This is a genomic window from Roseivirga sp. E12 (genome assembly GCF_017592825.1).
Lineage (GTDB): Bacteria > Bacteroidota > Bacteroidia > Cytophagales > Cyclobacteriaceae > Roseivirga.
In genome coordinates this window covers 1,119,290-1,139,302 of record NZ_JAGFMD010000001.1, presented here as the reverse complement: position 1 = coordinate 1,139,302, position 20,013 = coordinate 1,119,290, and the positions used below count along the sequence as shown (strand labels likewise).

At 41.0% G+C, this 20,013-nt stretch carries 17 protein-coding genes and 1 tRNA gene; 1 reads left to right on the top strand and 17 read right to left on the bottom strand.

Features of this window, described 5'->3' with window-relative positions; all coding sequences use genetic code 11:
- Positions 1-24: 24 nt before the first annotated feature.
- From J4E76_RS04985 to J4E76_RS04945, 9 genes are all read right to left on the bottom strand, one after another.
- Complete coding sequence (locus tag J4E76_RS04985; RefSeq protein ID WP_208501733.1) at positions 25-309, bottom strand: thiamine-binding protein; 285 nt, start codon at positions 307-309, stop codon at positions 25-27.
- Positions 310-314: 5 nt separating this feature from the next.
- The gene (gene pth / locus J4E76_RS04980) at positions 315-875 is read right to left on the bottom strand and encodes an aminoacyl-tRNA hydrolase (RefSeq protein ID WP_208501730.1); all 561 of its coding nucleotides are present in this window, start codon (positions 873-875) and stop codon (positions 315-317) included.
- Between the two features lie 66 nt (positions 876-941).
- Positions 942-1,586, bottom strand: a complete 645-nt coding sequence (locus J4E76_RS04975; protein ID WP_208501728.1) for a 50S ribosomal protein L25 — start codon at positions 1,584-1,586, stop codon at positions 942-944.
- A 10-nt stretch (positions 1,587-1,596) separates the two neighbouring features.
- Positions 1,597-2,517 (bottom strand): ribose-phosphate pyrophosphokinase, encoded by a 921-nt coding sequence (locus tag J4E76_RS04970; RefSeq protein ID WP_208501727.1) that lies wholly within the window; start codon positions 2,515-2,517, stop codon positions 1,597-1,599.
- 55 nt (positions 2,518-2,572) lie between these two features.
- On the bottom strand, positions 2,573-3,550 hold the full coding sequence (locus J4E76_RS04965) for a glycosyltransferase family 2 protein (protein ID WP_208501725.1): 978 nt from the start codon (positions 3,548-3,550) through the stop codon (positions 2,573-2,575).
- A gap of 33 nt (positions 3,551-3,583) precedes the next feature.
- Positions 3,584-4,516 carry a PD40 domain-containing protein gene (locus J4E76_RS04960; RefSeq protein ID WP_208501723.1) on the bottom strand — a complete coding sequence of 311 codons (933 nt, stop codon included), beginning with the start codon at positions 4,514-4,516 and terminating at the stop codon, positions 3,584-3,586.
- An 87-nt stretch (positions 4,517-4,603) separates the two neighbouring features.
- The gene (locus J4E76_RS04955; protein ID WP_208501721.1) at positions 4,604-6,226 is read right to left on the bottom strand and encodes a M1 family metallopeptidase; all 1,623 of its coding nucleotides are present in this window, start codon (positions 6,224-6,226) and stop codon (positions 4,604-4,606) included.
- A 37-nt stretch (positions 6,227-6,263) separates the two neighbouring features.
- Positions 6,264-7,076, bottom strand: a complete 813-nt coding sequence (locus tag J4E76_RS04950) for a crotonase/enoyl-CoA hydratase family protein (RefSeq protein WP_208501719.1) — start codon at positions 7,074-7,076, stop codon at positions 6,264-6,266.
- A gap of 264 nt (positions 7,077-7,340) precedes the next feature.
- Positions 7,341-8,204, bottom strand: a complete 864-nt coding sequence (locus tag J4E76_RS04945; RefSeq protein WP_208501717.1) for a hypothetical protein — start codon at positions 8,202-8,204, stop codon at positions 7,341-7,343.
- Between the two features lie 291 nt (positions 8,205-8,495).
- Here J4E76_RS04945 and J4E76_RS04940 point away from each other — a divergent pair, with 291 nt between their 5' ends.
- Positions 8,496-9,155 carry a hypothetical protein gene (locus J4E76_RS04940; RefSeq protein ID WP_208501714.1) on the top strand — a complete coding sequence of 220 codons (660 nt, stop codon included), beginning with the start codon at positions 8,496-8,498 and terminating at the stop codon, positions 9,153-9,155.
- A gap of 848 nt (positions 9,156-10,003) precedes the next feature.
- Here J4E76_RS04940 and J4E76_RS04935 read toward each other — a convergent pair.
- From J4E76_RS04935 to J4E76_RS04900, 8 genes are all read right to left on the bottom strand, one after another.
- A complete protein-coding gene (locus J4E76_RS04935; protein WP_208501712.1) occupies positions 10,004-10,624 on the bottom strand; it encodes a hypothetical protein in 621 nt (206 codons plus the stop codon).
- Positions 10,625-10,976: 352 nt separating this feature from the next.
- The gene (locus J4E76_RS04930) at positions 10,977-12,125 is read right to left on the bottom strand and encodes an AbiH family protein (protein ID WP_208501710.1); all 1,149 of its coding nucleotides are present in this window, start codon (positions 12,123-12,125) and stop codon (positions 10,977-10,979) included.
- Between the two features lie 112 nt (positions 12,126-12,237).
- A complete protein-coding gene (locus J4E76_RS04925) occupies positions 12,238-12,774 on the bottom strand; it encodes a hypothetical protein (RefSeq protein WP_208501708.1) in 537 nt (178 codons plus the stop codon).
- A 356-nt stretch (positions 12,775-13,130) separates the two neighbouring features.
- A tRNA-Gln gene (locus tag J4E76_RS04920) sits at positions 13,131-13,203 on the bottom strand.
- A 79-nt stretch (positions 13,204-13,282) separates the two neighbouring features.
- Positions 13,283-14,470, bottom strand: a complete 1,188-nt coding sequence (locus J4E76_RS04915; protein ID WP_208501706.1) for a YncE family protein — start codon at positions 14,468-14,470, stop codon at positions 13,283-13,285.
- 78 nt (positions 14,471-14,548) lie between these two features.
- Positions 14,549-16,498, bottom strand: a complete 1,950-nt coding sequence (locus tag J4E76_RS04910) for an LVIVD repeat-containing protein (RefSeq protein WP_236017270.1) — start codon at positions 16,496-16,498, stop codon at positions 14,549-14,551.
- A 79-nt stretch (positions 16,499-16,577) separates the two neighbouring features.
- Positions 16,578-18,539 carry a hypothetical protein gene (locus tag J4E76_RS04905; protein ID WP_208501704.1) on the bottom strand — a complete coding sequence of 654 codons (1,962 nt, stop codon included), beginning with the start codon at positions 18,537-18,539 and terminating at the stop codon, positions 16,578-16,580.
- A gap of 108 nt (positions 18,540-18,647) precedes the next feature.
- Complete coding sequence (locus tag J4E76_RS04900; protein ID WP_370592795.1) at positions 18,648-19,994, bottom strand: sugar porter family MFS transporter; 1,347 nt, start codon at positions 19,992-19,994, stop codon at positions 18,648-18,650.
- Between the last annotated feature and the right edge of the window lie 19 nt (positions 19,995-20,013).

Sequence of the window (20,013 nt, the reverse complement as noted above, 5' to 3'; positions counted from 1 at the left end):
TGTAAATTTTTAGGATATCGAATATTAGAACTTCTCCGTTTTGTCTGAAGCAAAAACATCTTTGCCCTTTTTAGCATGTATTCGAATGTTAATGACAGTTTCTGGGCTCAATTTATTTGTCATTTGATAGACCTGATCGACCAGCGCCATAATGTCTTTATAACTGCCTTCCAAAACCGTTTCGAAGGGAGTCACTTCATGTTTAATTCCTGACTTTTGAATCAGTCCTATGCAAGCATCAATGATTGGGTAGCCTGAATCCGCATCGAGAATAGGTACTACTTGAATACCAAGGTTGATTTGATTCATAGCAATTAGTCGTTGAATTGAGTCATTGTTCTAGAAACACCAATAGTACAAAACCCTAAGGTCATGTCAATTGCCTTGTCCATGGCAAACGGCAATTCTTCAAATTCCTGCTTTGTAAAATTGCTAAGCACATAATCTACTTGGCGACCTTTAGAAAAGTCGTCACCCACACCGAACTTCAGTCTGGGATAGTTTTGTCCTCCGGTGAGTTCTTCAATGTTCTTGAGACCATTGTGCCCGGCACTAGACCCCTTAGCTCTCATTCTAAGTTTGGCAAAGGGTAGGGCTATATCATCGACAATTACAAGTACATTTTCTTTCGGAACTTTTAATTCTTGCATCCAGTATTTCATGGCCTTTCCACTTAGGTTCATATAAGTAGTAGGCTTGATAAGATGAATTGCGCGTCCTTTGAATTTGAAGTCAGCATGATAGGCAAGGCGATCCATTTCGAATTTGGCCCCCTTTTGATCTGCTAACCTATCGAGGGTCAGAAAACCAATGTTATGGCGAGTCAATTCATACTCTGGACCAATGTTTCCTAAACCGACTATTAAATACTTCATGGGCTGAAAATAAAAAAATCCTGTTCAGTGAAGAACAGGATTTCCAATATTCTGTTTTTTACTAGTTTATTCAGCTGCTGCTTCTGCAGGTGCTTCTCCACCTTCAGCTGCTGCTGCTGCCGCTTCTGCCTCTTCGGCCTCCAGTTCTTCTTCACTCTTACCTCTAAGGGCACGTGGAATAGCAACTGTTACAACCGTTACGATTGGGCTAGTAAGGATTTCAAAATTGTTTGTTTCAATAGATCCAACTTTGATTGACTTACCCATTTTCAATTCTGAGATGTCAATCGTAATTGATTCCGGCATGTCTTTAGGCAATGCCAATACTTTCAGTTTTGGGTTTTTAAGTACCAATGAACCACCATTTGCTACACCTGGGGCACTACCCTCAGTGAGAACAGGAACATCCATTTTTACTTTTTTACCAACTGTAAGCTCCATTAAGTCAACATGCAGCAACACATCACTTACTGGGTGCCATTGTGATTCTTGCACGATAGCCCGGTATATCTTTCCTTCAATGTTGATGTTTACGAAACATGCATCCGGAGTGTATAACACAGGACGGAACTGAATCGCTGGCGCATAAAACTGCACCAAATCATCTCCACCATATAAAACACCAGGAACATGTCCTTCTGCGCGAAGCTTATTTGCTTCAGCTCTACCGAGATTTGCTCTTTTAAACCCTATAATCTCTACTTCTCTCATGATATATATATTAAATAAATAATTGACTGATTGAACCGTCTGAAGTCACATTGTCAATAGCCTTAGCGAAAAGCTCAGCTACTGTCAAGACTCTGATCTTATCTGACTCTCCAGATAATGGAATAGAATCGGATACAACCAATTCGTCCAAGACGGAATTATTAATGTTTTCGTATGCTTTGCCTGAAAGCACTGGGTGTGTACACACAGCTCTTACAGATTTAGCTCCCTGTTCCATAATGATCTTCGCTGCCTTGCACAGTGTTCCTCCGGTATCAACTAAATCATCTACAAGTACAACGTTCTTGCCTTCAACGCTACCGATAATTCGCATTTCGGCAACCTCATTAGCTTTTTTTCTATGCTTGTCAATGACAACCATTTCAGCATTGAAGTGCTGTGCGAACGATCGAGTTCTTTTAACACCTCCGACATCTGGCGATGCGAAGAGGAGGTTGTCAAGGTTGAGGCTTCTCAAGTAAGGCACAAAAATGGCAGAGCCATTCAAGTGATCTACTGGAATATCGAAGAAGCCTTGAATCTGACCTGCATGCAGGTCTAAAGTCATGATTCTATCTGCACCGGCAGCAGTCAAGATGTTTGCAACCATTTTAGCACCAATGGCTATCCGTGGCTTGTCTTTTCTGTCTTGACGCGCATAGCCAAAGTATGGCAATACTGCAATTGCTTTGTAAGCACTTGCTCGCTTAGCAGCGTCAATCATCAGGCAAAGTTCAATCAGGTTGTCACTTGGTGCCATGGTAGACTGAATCAAAAATACATTTGCCCCTCTCACTGACTCGTTAAAATACGGAGCCATTTCACCATCACTGAATTTTTGTAACTCTATGGCACCCAGTCCTTGACCATAGAATTCACCTATTTTCTTTCCAAGATCGAATGATCCGTTTCCGGCAAATAATTTGTTCACGTGGGCTTTGTTTTTCACAGTGCTTAAAATCGAGCTGCAAAGGTAGGGATTAATATTATAAATACCAGTAATCCTTTCCCATGATTAGGTTTAGGGAATGCAAGTATTTCTCCAAAGATAGTCTTTGATTTTGAGGAGGGAAAACAGCTATTAACAGTTTAGGTTTGTTGAGTTTTTCGATGGATTGATAATGTACTACTTGGTGACCTAAGATGCCTTTTGAGTTGCTTTTTTTGTTCAGCCCCATCCAGTGGAATGGTACTTGAAGCTGGTCGAGAATCTGAGCTGATATCCTGCCCTTAGTGTCCGTACCCCATAGCACCAAATCAGAACTTCCTGATTGATGCTTTACCAAGTGCTCGATTTTCAACTTAAAGAAGTGTTCTTGATTGTAATAATCAGAATTTCGGGAAGTTCTTTTGGCATGCTCTCGCCAATGTAGGGTGATGGCATCCACAGCCCGAACATTGAAGCCCGACTGATACCATTCGAGCACTAGGTTATAGTCTTCTGGGTAGGTCATTGCTCCTAAAGGCTGAATGTCTTCAAGCTCCTTCCTACGCATCATCCAGTTGGGTGAAGCGATCACACATTCTCGATAAACCCAATTCCAATGGTCTTGTTGATCAACCCTCTTGTTTAGCCAGCCTTCATATTTGAGGTAACCTTCAGAAATAGGTTGGTCACCAAAGTATTTGACTTTACCTGTGACAATTGTCTTCGGAGGCGAAGATGCTATTGCCTTGATCATCAACTCTAGTCTTCCTTCAGGCATCAGGTCATCTCCATCGAAACGTGTCAAGAATTCACCACTACATTCTTCAATAGCAATTTGCAGGGCGGGAGTGATGCCTTTTCCAGTATTGGTTAAGTATCGAATGCGTTCGTCCTTTTTGCTAAACTCCTCTAGAATAGACAGGGTTTGATCTGTAGAGTGATCATTGACAATTATGAGCTCCCAATCTATGAACGATTGATCTACAATAGAGGAGAGGCAGTCTGTTAAATACCGGTCAAGATTTTTGACAGGCATAATAACGCTTAAAAGAGGAGTTTTACTCGTCATTTACCACTTTAAAGTAGTCTTATATATCCTGCTTTGTCCGTTCTCGTATTTATTGATTTCTGTTAGAAATGAATCGACACTATCGAAGCCTCCCTTTTTTAACAGAACACTGCTGCGTCTGCTTGTGAAGTACAAAGTGCGTGTTTTCACATTTAAAAATGGACAGTAGTCTAGTTTGTCGGAGTTTATTTCTGAACCAAGGTTTTTAGCCCTGGTCCATTCACCATTTTCGTTTTTCTGACTTATGTATAAGTCTCCTAGTCCGATTCCATCGGGTCGACCGAAGCCACTAAAGATTATGATAGATTCATCTGGTGATACATAGGCATTGAATTCATAGCCTTTTGAGTTTACGGCATCACCTAGTGCAATGGGTGTGTCGTAGTCTTTGCCATTCCATTCGGCCAAGTAGATGTCATCATGAGTTTCTGAGCCTGTTTTGCTACAGGTGAAATATAGATTGCCACTATCTGTAATAGCCGGATAAAACTCGCTATCAGTAGTATTCACTTTAGGACCTGCATTAATTGGTTTTGACCATGAGCTTGTTTTAGAAGTTCTGGTTACATACCAAATATCCATGTCGGCTGTTGGTGCTCCTACAGTTTTAGGGCGGTTAGAAGCATAGAACAATTTTAAGCCATCGGCAGATAGAAATGGTTCTAGGTCAGTGTATTGACCAGAGAAGGAGGCTATTTCTTTTGTCCAGGTATTGTTATGTTTGTCAATTCTTACAATAAAAGATAGTTCGCCAGATGGACTTAGAGCAGTAAAATAAGCCTCATCTTCATTTTGAGAAATTGTAAAATCTCTGAGGTTTGGAAATCCACTTAACACGTCTTGATATGCTGGTTCAACCAATGGTGGTTTTTGTGCTAGGGTGGTGGCGCAGAATAATGAGATGCAGCATAAGCATATAAACTTTTGAGACATAGTTTTTAGTGATTTGTGCATCTCTAAAGTAAGTATCTCCCTGTACAAATGAAATCACATGATCGTGTGTGTGATTTGAAATGAGAGTCATCTACTCTTCAAAATGCCGATATAGTAATTAGGATCAACGGATAGACTTTCCCCAATCATTGCACTTCGTTGCCATCGACCGGTGGGTGAAATGCGCATCTTGTTGCCGTTCACTGTGATGTCTAGAGGCATATCGAATGTGTCGATGGTGTTGACCCATCGGTGATGGAGGTTACCATCTTTGAAAAAGTACTCAAAAACAGGAAGCCTTGGATCGCGCAAGTATTGGTTAAAGAAGGGTGCAAGTTTCAGGTCTAAGGTCTTCGATATATAGGCCTCAAAATCGGCTGACCACACTGTTTTATGATAGAATTCCTTGCCAAGCGACCTGAGTAACTGTCGCCATTGCTCATCATCATTGATAATGGTTCTGAGTGTATTCAGCATATTGCCACCCTTATAGTAGACATCAATCGGGTAGTCTCCATAGTTGACCTCGTAGGGGCCGATCATGGGTTTCTTATTGCCGATTTCAGTTCGAGTTCCTCTCACATATTCTTGGCCAGCTTCTTTGCCAAAATGGTAATCGAGAAAAAGGCTTTCAGAATAATTGGTAAAACTCTCGTGTATCCACATATCCGCATGATCCTTATGCGTAATGTTATTGGCAAACCACTCATGCCCAGATTCATGGACGATGATAAAGTCGAATTTCATTCCCCAGCCTGTGGTGCTTAGGTCTCTTCCTAAATAACCGTTTTGAAAGCCATTACCATAAGTAATAGAGCTCTGATGCTCCATGCCCAGATAGGGTGCTTGTACTAGCTGATAGCCATCCTCATAAAAGGGGTAAGGGCCAAACCAATGCTCAAAGGCAGCTAACATTCGAGGCACTTCCTTATACGTTTTTCTGGCCTTTTTTCTATCGACCTTCAAGGCCCAATAGGTGACATCTAAATCCCCTTTCTCTCCCTTATAGGTGTCTTTCCAGCTAACATAATCACCTATGTTCAAGTTGACGCCATAATTATTGATTGGGTTTTTCACTGCCCAGTGGTAGGTTTTAGTCTTCTTTTCTTTGTGATGGTCTGTTCGGACTAGACGTCCATTAGAAACGTTGGTTAAGTGTTCCGGTACTTCCACACTGATATCCATGCTGTCGACTTCATCATACATATGGTCTTTATTGGGCCACCAAACTGAGGCACCAAGCCCTTGACAAGAAGTGGCAATAAAGTCAGCGCCATTGGAGTCTTTCTTCCAACTGAAACCGCCATCCCATGGCGCGCGAACTGCTTCCTTGGGCTTACCTTGATAGTGAACTATAATTTCATAGATTTCACCAGGCATTTGCTTCTCCCATAGCCTCACAAAATGTGCATTACCATCCGATCGAAAGTCCAGTTCTCGGCCATTCTGAGTGACTTTGGTAATTCTAAGCGGAGCCTGCAAGTCTACTTGGAGCTCGTCACTGCTTACTATCACTTTGTATTGGATGGTATTAGTTCCTCTAATAGCTTTTTGCTCAGGAAGCACTTCAATGTCTAAATGATAATAAGTGAGATTCCACCAAGCTCTTTCAGGAGTAATGCTTCCTCGTAATGAATCTTGACGAGAAAAGTCTTGTGCCAAGGTGGTGAAGGAGGAGAGCAGTAGCGCAAAAATCAGGGTTCGTCTCATTCGATAATTTTTTATCAAGTTAGGTAATTCGGAGTCTTTAATCTTGATATTTGGGCGCGCGCTTTTCCATAGTGGCAGCAAACGCTTCTTTCAAGTCATCCGACAATAACATAGCTGCATTCCAGGTCGACATATAATTTAGTGAGTCATCTACCGAGTGCTCTCTGGAGTAGTGAAGCACGTCTTTGGTGCCTCTAATGGACAATGGGGATTTACTTGCAATGGTAGCAGCTATTTCCATTACACCTTCCATTAGTGTGTCTCTTGAACTGTAACAATGATTTACTAAACCAATGTCCTTAGCCTCATTGCCAAATACTTTCCGTCCGGTATAGGCCATTTCGGCTGCCATTCCGGGGGATATAATTTTAGGCAGACGCTGCAACGTCCCTATATCTGCCACCATGCCTAAATCAATTTCTTTGATGGTGAAATAGGCATCTTCGGTACAGTAACGCATATCACAAGCAGTAGCGATGTCCACACCACCTCCAATGCAGCCATTATGAATGGCGGCAAGCACGGGTTTAGCACATTTCTCAATCGCTGTGATTGTTTGCTGAAGGGTTAAGACCATTGCTCGGACTTTTTCGCTTCGTTTTCCCGAGCAGGCAACACCCTGGAGCTTGCCCACTGACATTAACAACTCAAGGTCAATTCCCGCACAAAAGTGAGTACCCTCTCCAGCTAATATCACTGCTCTGACCTCATCGGTTTGCGATAGCTTCTCGAAAATGCTTTGCATTTCAATCCATGCCTCCATGTGGAGTGCATTAGCTTTTTCCGGTCTGTTGAAAGAAACTTGGGCGACCTTGTCTTTGACTTCTACTTTGAAATATATGCTGTCCATGACTTGCTATTTAGGATGCACTTCAACCATGATTTTCGGTTGAGGCTATGGCCTTAATTTAGCCTTTTTATGTCTAATTGACCTATATGCATCGTTGATCAGGAAGGTAATATTGCCTATTTCAAGTCAGCGTATAGCCCACAGACAGCCGCAGAGTTGACTGCCACAATTGAAGACTTATTGAAGAAATAGATATTGAATTGGAGCAAAAAAAAGAGCTCTACACTTTCGTGCAGAACTCTTTTTGCTATCAGAGATACCTGATTATGGCATTTCTAAGTGTGAAATCTCACAGAATACCGGCTTGGCAGTTGAAGGTCCTCCATAAGGCCAGAGATTCATATGAAGTTGCATGCCTGAACTCTTTGATGGTACATAACTATACACCGATGTTGGCGTGGTATGAGATATGGTATCAGCCCCAGTGAATGGAAAGTCTTTAGACTTAAATGCTCCATAGGCCAAATAGAATTCTACCGGAGCGTCACCGGCTGTCCACTTAGTTAAAACCGTGACTTCACCTGACGCAGGTATTTTAGAGACATCAATCGCTATGCGTTTCAAAATATCCCAATCTGGCTCATCTTTAGTTTTAGCATCCCAAGGCTGAAGGGTAAATTGACCATTGTTCTTAGTTGGACCTCCTGGTTGGTTGGCGATCCATCCTGAGCCGTCATTGGCTTGGCCCTGGTACCCCAATTCAAGGAAGTCGATTTCTGAATGAGCATTGCTACCCCCGCCAGTACCTTTGTCATAAAGGAAAATACCAAAAGTAGTGGTCATGTTGAGTTGAGGCGGACTAGGGTTGCTTATCGCAAATTGATCCCAAGCCAAATTTCCTTTGCCATCAGTCACTTTAAATGTGCAGCAATAGGTGCCATAGTTCACTGTATTCTGAAACACGGCTTCGGAGCCGGCCCAGATTTCTTCTTCTTGACCATTATTGTTCCAGTACTGCCCTGAATTCTGTTGAAGACTCAGTTCTAAATTGCCATTCCCAAGAACCTGTACATTACTGGCCATCCACATACTCCCTCCATTTACTTTAAGGCCTGGATTACTGTAAGCTGGTGGTGGTGCGTGAGAGTCGGTCTGGATAGTGAAATTACCCCATTGTATTGTTGTCATCGTGTGGTTATTTATGTTAAAAATTAAACACTATCAATTACTACAGATTATATCTAGTAAGCAACAGCTTAACCGAAATTGATGAGGGGTATTTTGGACTTTCGCTCCGCTTCAGTTTTCACCCTTAACTTTTGTAAACCAAAACGTCTCACCGCGGAAGGCTTTGACCAAAAAGAAGTATAGACAGCCTATGTCAGTTTTGCCCACAGGGGAGAACTGAATCACTTCAGCCTTTCCTAGTTTCCAACCTGTTTAGCAATGGTTGTGTCAATTCTATAAACCAAAAGGTCTATGAAAACTCAAAAACTCATCCTGATTTCATTTTTTACATTTTTTACTTTCCAGCTTTCGGCACAGATTTCCGTAGGGTTTAAAGCCGGCTATACTCGTGCTTGGGAGAAATATGATGTCGATGTGCCAGAAGATGCCCGCATTCACGTTACGGGGTTCAATATTTCAGGAATGGTGTACCTCAAGATCAATGACCATTTAAGTCTTGGTATTGAACCCGGTTATGTTGAACGAGGTGCGGCCTGTGTACCGGGTTGGAATGCAATTGACCCCGGCTTTAGAGGAGATACAGAACTGTTTTTAAAGTATGCCGAACTACCAATTATGGCACAAGGTCAGTTGCCTTTGCTCAAGGGAAGGTTAGAAGTCTTTGGTAAAGTAGGTTACGGTATGGCATATCTCACCACCGCATTTGAAAAGATCACTGATCTGGATGGAATTGTTGCCCCAACGCGTTCCAAGTTGGATTTGAGTAGTGATGATCGACTAAATCGATTGGATCATGGAATTCACGGTACTATAGGACTAAGCAAGACTTTAGGTAAGGGGAGGGTTTTTATAGAAACGGCCTTTTACAGCAGCGTCAGGAATGCAGATAGGAATAATTTCTCTAGGAACCGAAACCTGAATTTTAATCTGGGCTATTTGCTCAGTTTGTAGCCTTAATATCTATATAAAACAAAGAATCCCACCTGAGGGGTGGGATTCTTTGTTTTAAGTTGTGCCAATAGTCTGAATATTGAACTCTTTAACAAAGTGAAGTTAATATGATTATTAGTTTCGAATCAATATGAAGAGGGTGATCCCAAAAGCAAACTTGTCAAGAGCTTAATGATTCAGTACTCTGTCAGTAAAGAGAGGGCTTGAACTTAAAATAAAAAAAGTTCTTAGGCTTCATATCTGAGCTACCTCGAAAGTCCTGCATTAATAGCACCTAAGATTAGTACTGTACTTATTGCAAAGATCACTGGCCCCATAGTATAAGCAAATACATGCTCTTTTCTTTATCAGAGCCCATTAGCTTTTTTAAGAATAACCCTACTCAAAAGTAGTAGGCTTATGAGGCTTGTTATTAGAACCATCACAACCCCATAAACTGATTCCGTCTGATTTCTTTAGGACGTGGTCAATAGTAATATCATAAATATTAAATAAGCTATTCTGATTTTAAAGAGTGATCTCCTTGTCAGAGAGAAGTCCTTGTCGGTGTAGTTGTTAATCCGGCCCAAAGATCCAATTGAGATAAAGAAAATGATCAGTGCGTCTATAGTATCAGGTTAACTTCAAGAGTGAGGAATGCAAAGAAATCGATAATCGGTATGGTTATGTAACACCGGTAGAATTCAAGACCATCTTTGATAAAACCTTTCCAATGAAACACCACATCGGCCAGAGAGGCTACCGAATTGGTTGTCATGAATAAAATGAGAATGATTAATGCTTTCTTGGCGATGGAGGCACTTTTCCACTCTTGCTTGAGTTCTTTTATGTCTCCTATTTATCCCATATCATACTTTTAACATGACATTTATGGCTCCTAGAATCAAGATAAAAGCACATGCGAATCCAATTGGACCCCATAACATTGATACAAGACGGTTCCTTAATGGGTCAGTCTGCTCTAGATTTTTCCTAATACTTCTGGTAAGCAAGAGCATTGAAGTAATGGCCAAGATCAATACATACTTTACTGGAATACTGGGTTGTGTCAGTCTTTCTTCAAATACCGAAGACGCATATTCTATAAAACCGATAGCTATTAATGCAAAGATTGTGATGAACCATGTCGATATTATTCCTAGAGGGATAGCTTCTTTTTTTCGAATTAGATGAAAATACACTCTAATAAGAGTATTCAATGTTAAAAGAATGATGATTAAGACATCGACAGTTTGGTCGTGTATTACTATCCCGAATCTGTCAATAAAATCACTTATTGGTAAGCTTACATTGGATCTGTAAAACTCGATACCATCTTTAATAAACCCTTTCCAATTGATCAGAATATCAGAGAGAGAAGCAACTGAATTAGTCGTAAGAAAAAATGAGAGAATAATAAAAGCCTTCTTAGTTGTGGAGGAACTCTTCCATTCCCTCTTAAGTTCATTCAAGTCACCCAATAAGCTCATATCACTTTTTCAGTTCCGCTTTAATAGATGAAAGAACTATCACCAAGTTGAGTTGCTTCCAAGGTAATGTCAGATACCTTGTTTTTTCTTCTTTTGTGTGACTGTGCTTTTTAATAGTGACGGATTTTATAAGCCCATTGTATTGGAAAGAAATGAAACTATTTAGTATCATTAAGATACGGTTTTACGAATTAAACCAAGAACCAACTAGGACTAAAGTGTTATAAAAAAACTATCTAAGGGTGGGGCTTTGAATTTTTGTTGTGCCAATAGTCTTAATATCGAACCGCTCGCTGATCACATGGAGGAATTGATTCAATTTTCAAGTCTATTTGAATATCTAAAGTTAGCATCATGAAACTTCTACAGCACTTTCCTCAGTTGATGTAGGTTGAAAACATAAATCATCATTCATGGCTTCGATAGGAAGCTTTTTGAACTCTTTAAGATGGCCGTGGATATTGAAGGTCTTTTCAGAAAAGTCTTCATTGTTCAAGTAGCATACAGATATGCCCTGACAATTATCATGTTCGAAAATGTCCCTCAAAGTAGAACCATCAGATGTACCGCATGAATGCCCAATGACTCTAACAAGAAAAGCTCCCTCTTTCAGAATTTTATTTAATTCTCCATCTTGGCCGTTGCGGAGGTAGATCTGGAACTTTAGATTGTGTGCGGCTTGGTAGATTTCACTGGTTAAGATTTTTTTGAGTTCAGGTCCGTCAACAGAACCAAATCCAAATACAATACTACTCGCTTGATCATTTAATGATCCATGTATATATGAGATTTCGGTATTCAGGTTATCCGGCTGATCCTCTAAGTATGGCTGGATGGTTGAGGTGTAATTGTAATTTAAGATTAGTCTTCTAAAGGATTTTTCTGGTGCTACATTTTTGAATCTTAATTTGGGAAACAGAAATCCTTGAATCCTTTGTCTGAGAGCTGGGTCGAGAGTCGAAATGTAACTTGAGTCTGACTGAATTTTGTCAAGATATTTGCAAAGTTCATCTTTCAAAAAATCAAGGTCCTCATTTAGTTTTTTAACATCATCTCTTTGGTCTTCGATATTGTTATTATCAAGTGCTTCATTGAGTAGTTTGAAATATTCTTTTTCAATATCAATCCAATTGAGATTAGCTTCTTTACTTAGAAGTTCATTTATGAGATCTGAATCAATATGGAATAAGATTACTTTTCTTGAACTCCGTGGCCTATCACCAAAGTAAATACCAGGGCCTTTAGAAGTAATATTTAAGTCAATCCAGTGATCATTGGCCACCTTCTTGATAGAGTCTATTCTCTTCAGAACGTTCTCTATTCCTTCTTGAATGTATGCCCGACAATTTATTTGAATAGGCCCAAAATACACAGTTTGACCGGCATTGTCGTAGGCATGCCTTATACAGTCTTTTAAAAAAGACAACATAAAATCTGAATACCTTGTTGGGAAACCATGGGCTAAGTCAAAGCCGTTACCTACTATTATAATTTGATTCATGGTTTAAAGCCTCTCTGGGTTTTAGAATTTGAAGACTGTCTAATATTTTTGATAGGTCAGAACAAAGTGCGTAAATGAGTCATGAGCCCTCAACAAAATTGATTTCCAAACTCTAATCTTGTTCATCAACAAACTCTATTTTAGTGCCATGTTTAAAGGTCCCTTTTCTTATATCTGAACCTCGGTTGAAATATTTCTTGGAGGTGAATTTCCTCAAACCAGAAAGGCTGTGCTCAGCTTGTATCTGAAATACGAAATATGACGAGCTGTCTGAGATCTGTAGAATAGGCTCTTCTGTGCTAAATAATACTGCATGCTCAGAGTACTGGCTTTTACTTTTTGCTGGGAAAAATTCATGAGTATTTTGAATTAACATAATATCTTCGGTGCGGATATTGAGATTCGGCCCAACCTGATAAGGTCTAAATAAAACCAATGAAGCTTTAGCATTATGAAAATTGAATCTGGTATCATTAACTACCTTGATTGTAAACCTGGTTTTACCATTGATTTTTCTCACCGCTATGACATTGCTGACCTTAAACCTTGGCCTCAGCCTAATGAACAAAAAAGTAACAATTCCGGATGAGATGATACCTGTAATGACGGGGATAACAAACAACTGATTGATAATCGACCATTTTTCCATTGCGATATATTCTTTCTGTGAATCTATTCATTTTCATAGATTCATCATAACTTAAAGAGTTTATAATTGCACTTATAAGAATCATGAATAAGTGTCAATTTGCTTTCAGATCATGGACCGCGCCCTTGTTGGTGTTTTCACCAACAAAATGGTTCGAAACAGTTCCTTCGTTATCACTCAGGATTGAAAGGGGAGGGCATAAAAAAAGTTTCACATTTCTGTGAAGCTTTTGTTGGTCTACTCCCGAGGTCTCGGGATAAATAGGGCTTCCCGAAACAAGTTCGGGACAGGCTTCTCGCCCATAATCAGTTTAAACCAAAAGAATCCCACCTAAGGGCGGGATTCTTTGTTTTAAGTTGGTCTACTAGGGCTCGAACCTAGACTCTTCTGGACCAAAACCAGACGTGTTGCCAGTTACACCATAGACCATCCTGTAATTGGAAGCACAAAAGTAGTACTTGCCTTTTTATTTGAAAACCTTTTCTAGAAAATTTTTAGAGTTCTTTTCTTAGTCCTCAACTTTCCAAAAGGCTATGCCACCTGCTTGTTTTCCAAGGTAGGCTGTATCTACAACCTTAAGCGTCTTAAGGTCAATTACATCCACCATTCCTGGGTCGTCATTCTTACCTTCCACGGATACAAAAGCATATCTACTGTCAGACGAAATGGCTACACCGTGTGTTACCTTTTGGCTGTTGTCAAGGCTGGCTAATTCTTTTCCTGTCTCTAAATCCCAGATGCCCGTCTTGGCAGCGGTCTTATAAGACACCACCATGTACTTACCATCAGGGCTAAGGTCGATATTGTAAGGGCCTTTATCAGTGATGAACTTACGCGTTGCTTTCCAGGTCTTAGTATCAATTTCTAGCACTTCAGCAGCACCGTTGCCCGCTACATAGACCAGGTCCTTGCTCGGGTGAGGGCTAACCCAGGTAGGCTTGAAAGCCGAGTGCTTCATGCCACCCATGTCCATTTTGCTATGGTCCATCTTACTGTGATCCATTTTTGAATGGTCCATTTCCTTAGGCTTCTCTTCCTTCTTGTCCATGGCAGAGTGGTCCATTTTGGAATGATCCATGGTAGAGTGGTCTACCAGGCCTTTGGATGCTTCGTCCAAATCCAACGTTCTGGCTACTTTTAAATTAAAGGCATCGATCTCAAATAGTTCTCCCGACATCATAGCCACCGAATAGTGCTTCATGCCATCTGAAGAGATTCTACTACCATGAGGCATAGCACCAGTGGTAATTTGGTCTAACTCTGTCATACTTTCAACATCCACAACAGAAACGGTACTCGGTACCATATCACCATGCAGGTTAAAGTTGACGCAATAGAGGAGGCCAGTAACGGGAGAGATTTGCATAGAAGCAGGGAAGAGGCCTAGCTCAACAGAACCCACTACTTCATCTGTGCCTGTTTTGTATTTGTAAAGCCTTCCGTAAGGGTTGCCATGTGCTAAACTCAAGTACCAGTATTCACCACTCGGGTCGACAGTAATACCATGAGGTCCTTCTATCTCCTGTGGCCAGACACCTACTTGAATGTTTTTGATTGTCTCGGCTTTTTTACCATCGAACTTAATAACAGAAACTTCATCCTCTGACTCTGCAGTCACATAGACGTAGTAGTTCTGGCTGAGGGCAGTAACTGAAAACAGTGCTGCAAATATTACTGATAGTACTATTCTTTTCATTGTCTTAAAGGTTATGAAGTGAATAGGTGAGTAAGTGATGAAGCAGGTTCTACTTCATCACCCAATCACTTCCTCACCTTACTTAGTTTTTATTTTAACGTTTTCTGCTTTAGGCGGTTCTACTTTTGACGCCCAAAGGCCACTATGCATATCTGAATAAAAGAGATGCCCTTTATGGAGTTGAGCTCCCCAAGTTTGCGGCATATTAGGTATAAAACCATTTGGATCGCCAGGCATAAAGAATGTAATCTCTCTACCTTGAGCCAAAAGATCTCCCATTAACTCCCCACTTATATCTACCACTCGAACGCCACCGTTGTAGAAAGTAGCATAAAGTGTTTCAGTTTCTTCATCTACCCAGTAATTATGAGACCCGGCAAACGGTATTTCAAATCGAGCTACTTCTTGAGGGTTGTCTAAATCAGTAAAATCGATCATGTGTAAATATCCACCTGCCAGATAGGAGCCATTTTCTGCATAGGGAAATACTTCATCGCCACCAATTACATAGAATTTACCTGTCGATTTACTTTTAAAAGGAAAGGCAGCATGATTGTCTCCACTAGGGTAGGTATAACTGGCGAATTGGACAGGGTTTTCTGGAGAACCACCTGCAATACCATTTCCTACATCCACCAATTGAATTCCATCAGACCAGTTGGAAGAATAGGCAATCCCATCTTGAACCCATACATCATGGATGGAATGTCCTGGGGTATCCAGTTCAAACTTGCTAACAGCCACGGGGTTTTTTGGATCTTTTATATCAATGATATAATACTTCTGGCCAGCACTCAGGGCATATACATAGCCCTTGTCAATGAAGACATTATGAACACCACCCGTTAGGTTTTTGTCATAAGTTGCGTGAATCTTGACATCTCTCGGATTTGATGTATCAAGGATCACCAAACCGTTCTTTCGGTTGGAAGCGCCCTCTCTGCTTATCACCGTTACGTTACCATCTTCAGAAACCTTCACGTCATTGACAGTTCTAGCATCAACTTGAATACTGTCTATCCTTGATATATTAGATGGGTCGGTAACATCCCAGAAGTAGGCTGTACCATCCGCACTCCAAGTTCCGGTTACGGCATAGTCACGACCATCTTCACCCTCCCAAACCCAAAGGTCTGAGGTGAACTTTTCACTCACCATTCCTTGGCCTACAGTCTTGATTTTCCGTTGAATATTTCTGGGTGAAATCCTAAGCGTCTTTTGGGCAGAAGCTACACCTGCAGAAGCTATAACGGTATAAATTCCGGCTTTATCAGCTACGAAACTTCCATCTTGCCTAATCAATCCTGAAGCAGTAGTAGACACGTCATCTGCAATGCCATTAAATGAATAACGAATTGGAATTTGCACTACCGCATTACCATTGTCATCCAAAGCTGTGGCTTTAAAATGAAAAACATCTCCCGTACGGCCCTCTCCGTTGTCTACTTCAAGCTCAATATTTGAAACAGGATTTTTAAGGATATTTATTCTAACAGTATTCTCAATCTCATCAAGTCGTGCTGTGATTGTCACCTCACCTTCTCTGGTGCTATGAACATATCCAAAGGGGTCAATCGTTGCGATCTTCTCATTGCTTGAGCTCAACTGAGGTCGCACATCTTTCCTTGTCAGCCCTGCTTTGTCAATTACTGTGTAGTTAAATTGAACTGGGCTCCCCTTATAAATTCTTTCTGGGATGTTGCCGATCTTAATCTCTGAGATTGCTGGAGCATTTACCGTGATGTCAAAAGAATGACGAGCTCCCGCAGTAATTGCCAAGATAGTCACTTTGCCAGGTAGGAAGGCATGCGCCACACCAACAGAATCGATAAAAACCTTTTTTTTGTCTCTAGAGAAGAGACGGACCCTGTCTTCTGTCTTCTCTCCATTATTGGTGACATATGCCTCCAGAGGTAGCTTTTCACCTACTTCGAGCGTAATGTCCTCGGCAGATATAACTATTTTCTTTTGAGCTTGTAATCCTGTCGACAACAGAACAAATAGAACTGTCACAAGTAATCTTTTCATATGCTCATTGATTAAGAAATGGATAAGGTGAATAAGTGATGAAGTAGGTCTTACTTCATCACCCAATCACTTCCTCACCTTATTTACTTTGAATCTTTGTTTCTTTTGGTTTTTCTGGCTCCAACTTAGCTGACCAAAGGCCACTATTAAAGTCAGAATAGAAAACATGTCCTTTGTACAACTGTGCTCCCCACGTAAATGGTGAGTTGGCAGTGTATCCATTCGGATCGTTAGGTACAATCCAAGCTATCTCTCGCCCTTGTTTTCTTAGGTCTCCCATCAATTCACCACTGAGGTCCACAATACGAACTCCTTCATTGTAGAATGCTACATAAAGGATATCGTCTTCGATCCAGTAGTTGTGAGAACCTGCATTAGGTACCTCGAAACGAGCAATTTCTTCTGGATTGTCAAGGTCTGTGAAATCAACGATGTGCAAGTAACCTGCAGCTCTGTTAACACCACCTCTTTGTGTATTTAATCCATAAGGGAAGATTTCGTCTCCACCGATCACGTAGAACTTGCCTGTTGACTTACTTCTGTAAGGGAAAGAGGCATGGTTCGCATTGTTCGGGTAAGCATAGCTCGCAAATTGAGTTGGGTTCTTAACCGAACCACCAGCAATACCATTTCCAACATCTACCAATTGAATACCATCAGACCAGTTGGAAGAATAGGCAATACCATCTTCAACCCAAACATCGTGAATAGAGTGACCCGGTGTATCTAATTCGAACTTAGATACAGCATATGGGTTTCTAGGATCATCGATATTGATGATGTAGTATTTCTGTCCACCACTAAGCGCATAAATGTGATTGTCTGCGATAAAGACATTGTGGACACCACCTGTCATATTCTCATCAAATCGAGAGATGATTTCTGCTTCTCTTGGGTTCTCAACATCAATGATGACTAAACCATTCTTTCTGTTTGAAGCACCTTCACGACTAATCACGCAGAGTTTACCGTCTTCAGAAATCTTCACATCATTTACAGTTCTTGCATCTACCTGAACAGAGTCAATTTTTGTGATGTTTGCAGGATCAGTTACATCCCAGAAGTAGGCAGTACCGTCCGCACCCCAAGTTCCTGTTACGGCATAATCTCTACCATCTACACCTTCCCATACCCAGAAATCTGAAGTATGCTTGTCTGTTACAGAACCTTGTCCTACGACTTCGATTTTTCTCTGTACTTCTCTGGCGCTAATCTTTAAAGTCTTTGATGCTGAGGCTACTCCACATGAAACGGTAACAGTGTACATACCAGCTTCGTCTGCTACAAATCGTCCGTCTTGTTTGATCAAGCCCGAAGCATTGATACTTACATTATCCGATACTCCGAAGAAAGAATAAGACAGTGGTGCGTCATCTATCACATTGCCCTTCGCATCAAGCGCTTTTGCTGTGAAGTGAAATACATCGCCAGTTCTGGCTTGATCTCCATCGGCAGACAACTCAATTCTTGTGATTGGATTTTTAACCACATTTATGTTCACTGTATTGACAACATCTTCTGATTTTACTTCAATGGTAGTCCTGCCGGGTTTATAGGTAGTAATCATACCGAATGAATTAACTGTTGCCACAGACTCATTCTTTGAAGCAAAAGAAATCGAAGGGTTCTTTCGGGTTAATCCAGCCTTATCAATTACAGAATAGCTTAAAGTGATTGGCGTACCTGCATAGATTCTGTTGGGTACATCATCAAGCTTTATTTCAGCAATAGGAGGGTAGTTGACAGTGACCTCAAAAGTCTTGCGAGGGGCTCCTGGAGAAATAGCAATGACACTATACGATCCTGGGAGAATGGCTGTCAAAGTATTGGTTGAATCAACAGATAGACTTCTGCGTGCCCTAGAAAACATTCTTACTGCAGTTGTCAGCTTTTTGCCATCTTTCATGACATAGGCGTTGAGCTTTTTCTTCGCTCCAACTTCTAGTACAATATTGTCAGGCTCAATTACGATTTCTTGGCCAAAAATTGCTGCCGGCAAGATCATTAACAAGGCCAGCACATAAATGCGAATTAACTTCATGATATTCAGTTTAAGGAATTTTATGGAATGTACTCAATCCTGTATAGTGATACAAGACTCACATATATGGGTGGTCGCTTAGTGAGTCATTTACCCATACGTCATCGGCTACTTAATCAATTCTCTTTCTAAAGCTTCTAGGGACTTGCCTTTGGTCTCTGGCATTACTTTCCAGGTAAACAGCAATTGTAAGAACATCATAAAGGCAAAGAAGGCAAAGACTGGCCATGGATTATCTCCAAAAATACCCTTGTCTTTATCTATAAATACCGGAGTCAGCAGAGTGATCAATGCCGCAAAAACCCAGTGAACACCTGAACCGAATGATTGGCCAAATGCTCTGACTTGATTAGGAAAAATTTCAGAGATAAATACCCAAATAACGGCTCCCTGACCAATGGCATGAGAAGCGATGAAAATCAGTATAAAGGACAATAGCAAGAGTGGATCAGCACCAGTTTTGAAGGCCCATGCCGTTCCTGCTAGACCAATGATATACCCGATAGATCCAATGTACATAAGCTGCTTTCTGCCCAATCGATCGATTAGAAACATGCCCAACATGGTAAAGACCAAATTGATGCCTCCAATGGAAATAGAACTCAAAAGGGCGTCTTTAATTCCGGCAGTGTCGAGCAACTCTGGGGCATAGTATAGAATGAAATTAATACCGGAGAGCTGGTTAAAGAAGGCGAGGAGGAAAGCCAGCATAATGGGCTTTGAATATTTCTTTGAAAAAAGACCTTGATGTTTGCCGATCGGCTCAATGTCCAACTCAATTTCTTTTAGCTTTTCTAAAGCGTTCTGAGGATTTATGATTTGTAAAACTTTTAAGGCCTCTTCATTGGCTTTCTTCTTGAGTACTAACCAGCGTGGACTTTCGGAGACGCCTAATACCATAATAGAGTAGAATACGGCCGGTACTCCTTCGATACCAAGCATAAATCTCCAGTCATTGGCACCTCCAACGCCATCAAGTAAGAAGTTGGAAATGAAGGCAATCAGTATGCCGAAGACAATCATGAATTGATACAGAGCCACCAATTTCCCTCTGTCTTTTGAGCCTGAGATTTCAGAGATGTAAGTGGGGGCAGCTACTGATGATGCACCGACACCTAGGCCTCCAAGGAACCTGAAGAAAGAAAAAGAGTAGGGTTCAGGAGCTAAAGCAGAGCCTATGGCTGAGACAAGATATAGTATGCCAATCCAGAAAAGGGTTTTCTTTCTGCCGAACTTATCACAGGGTATTCCTCCAAGCAATGCGCCAAAGACTGTTCCCCAAAGGGCCATTGACATGATGAAGGTACCATGAAAGAATGGTGTGGTGTTCCAGAGTTCTTTGATGGGTTGGTTGGCACCAGAGATAACTACGGTATCAAAACCGAAGAGAAAACCTGCCAAGGCTACTGTGATAGCCCAAAAGCGTAGCTTGTTAGATTGCATAAGGTTGAAAATGACTATTCGGAAGATAGTG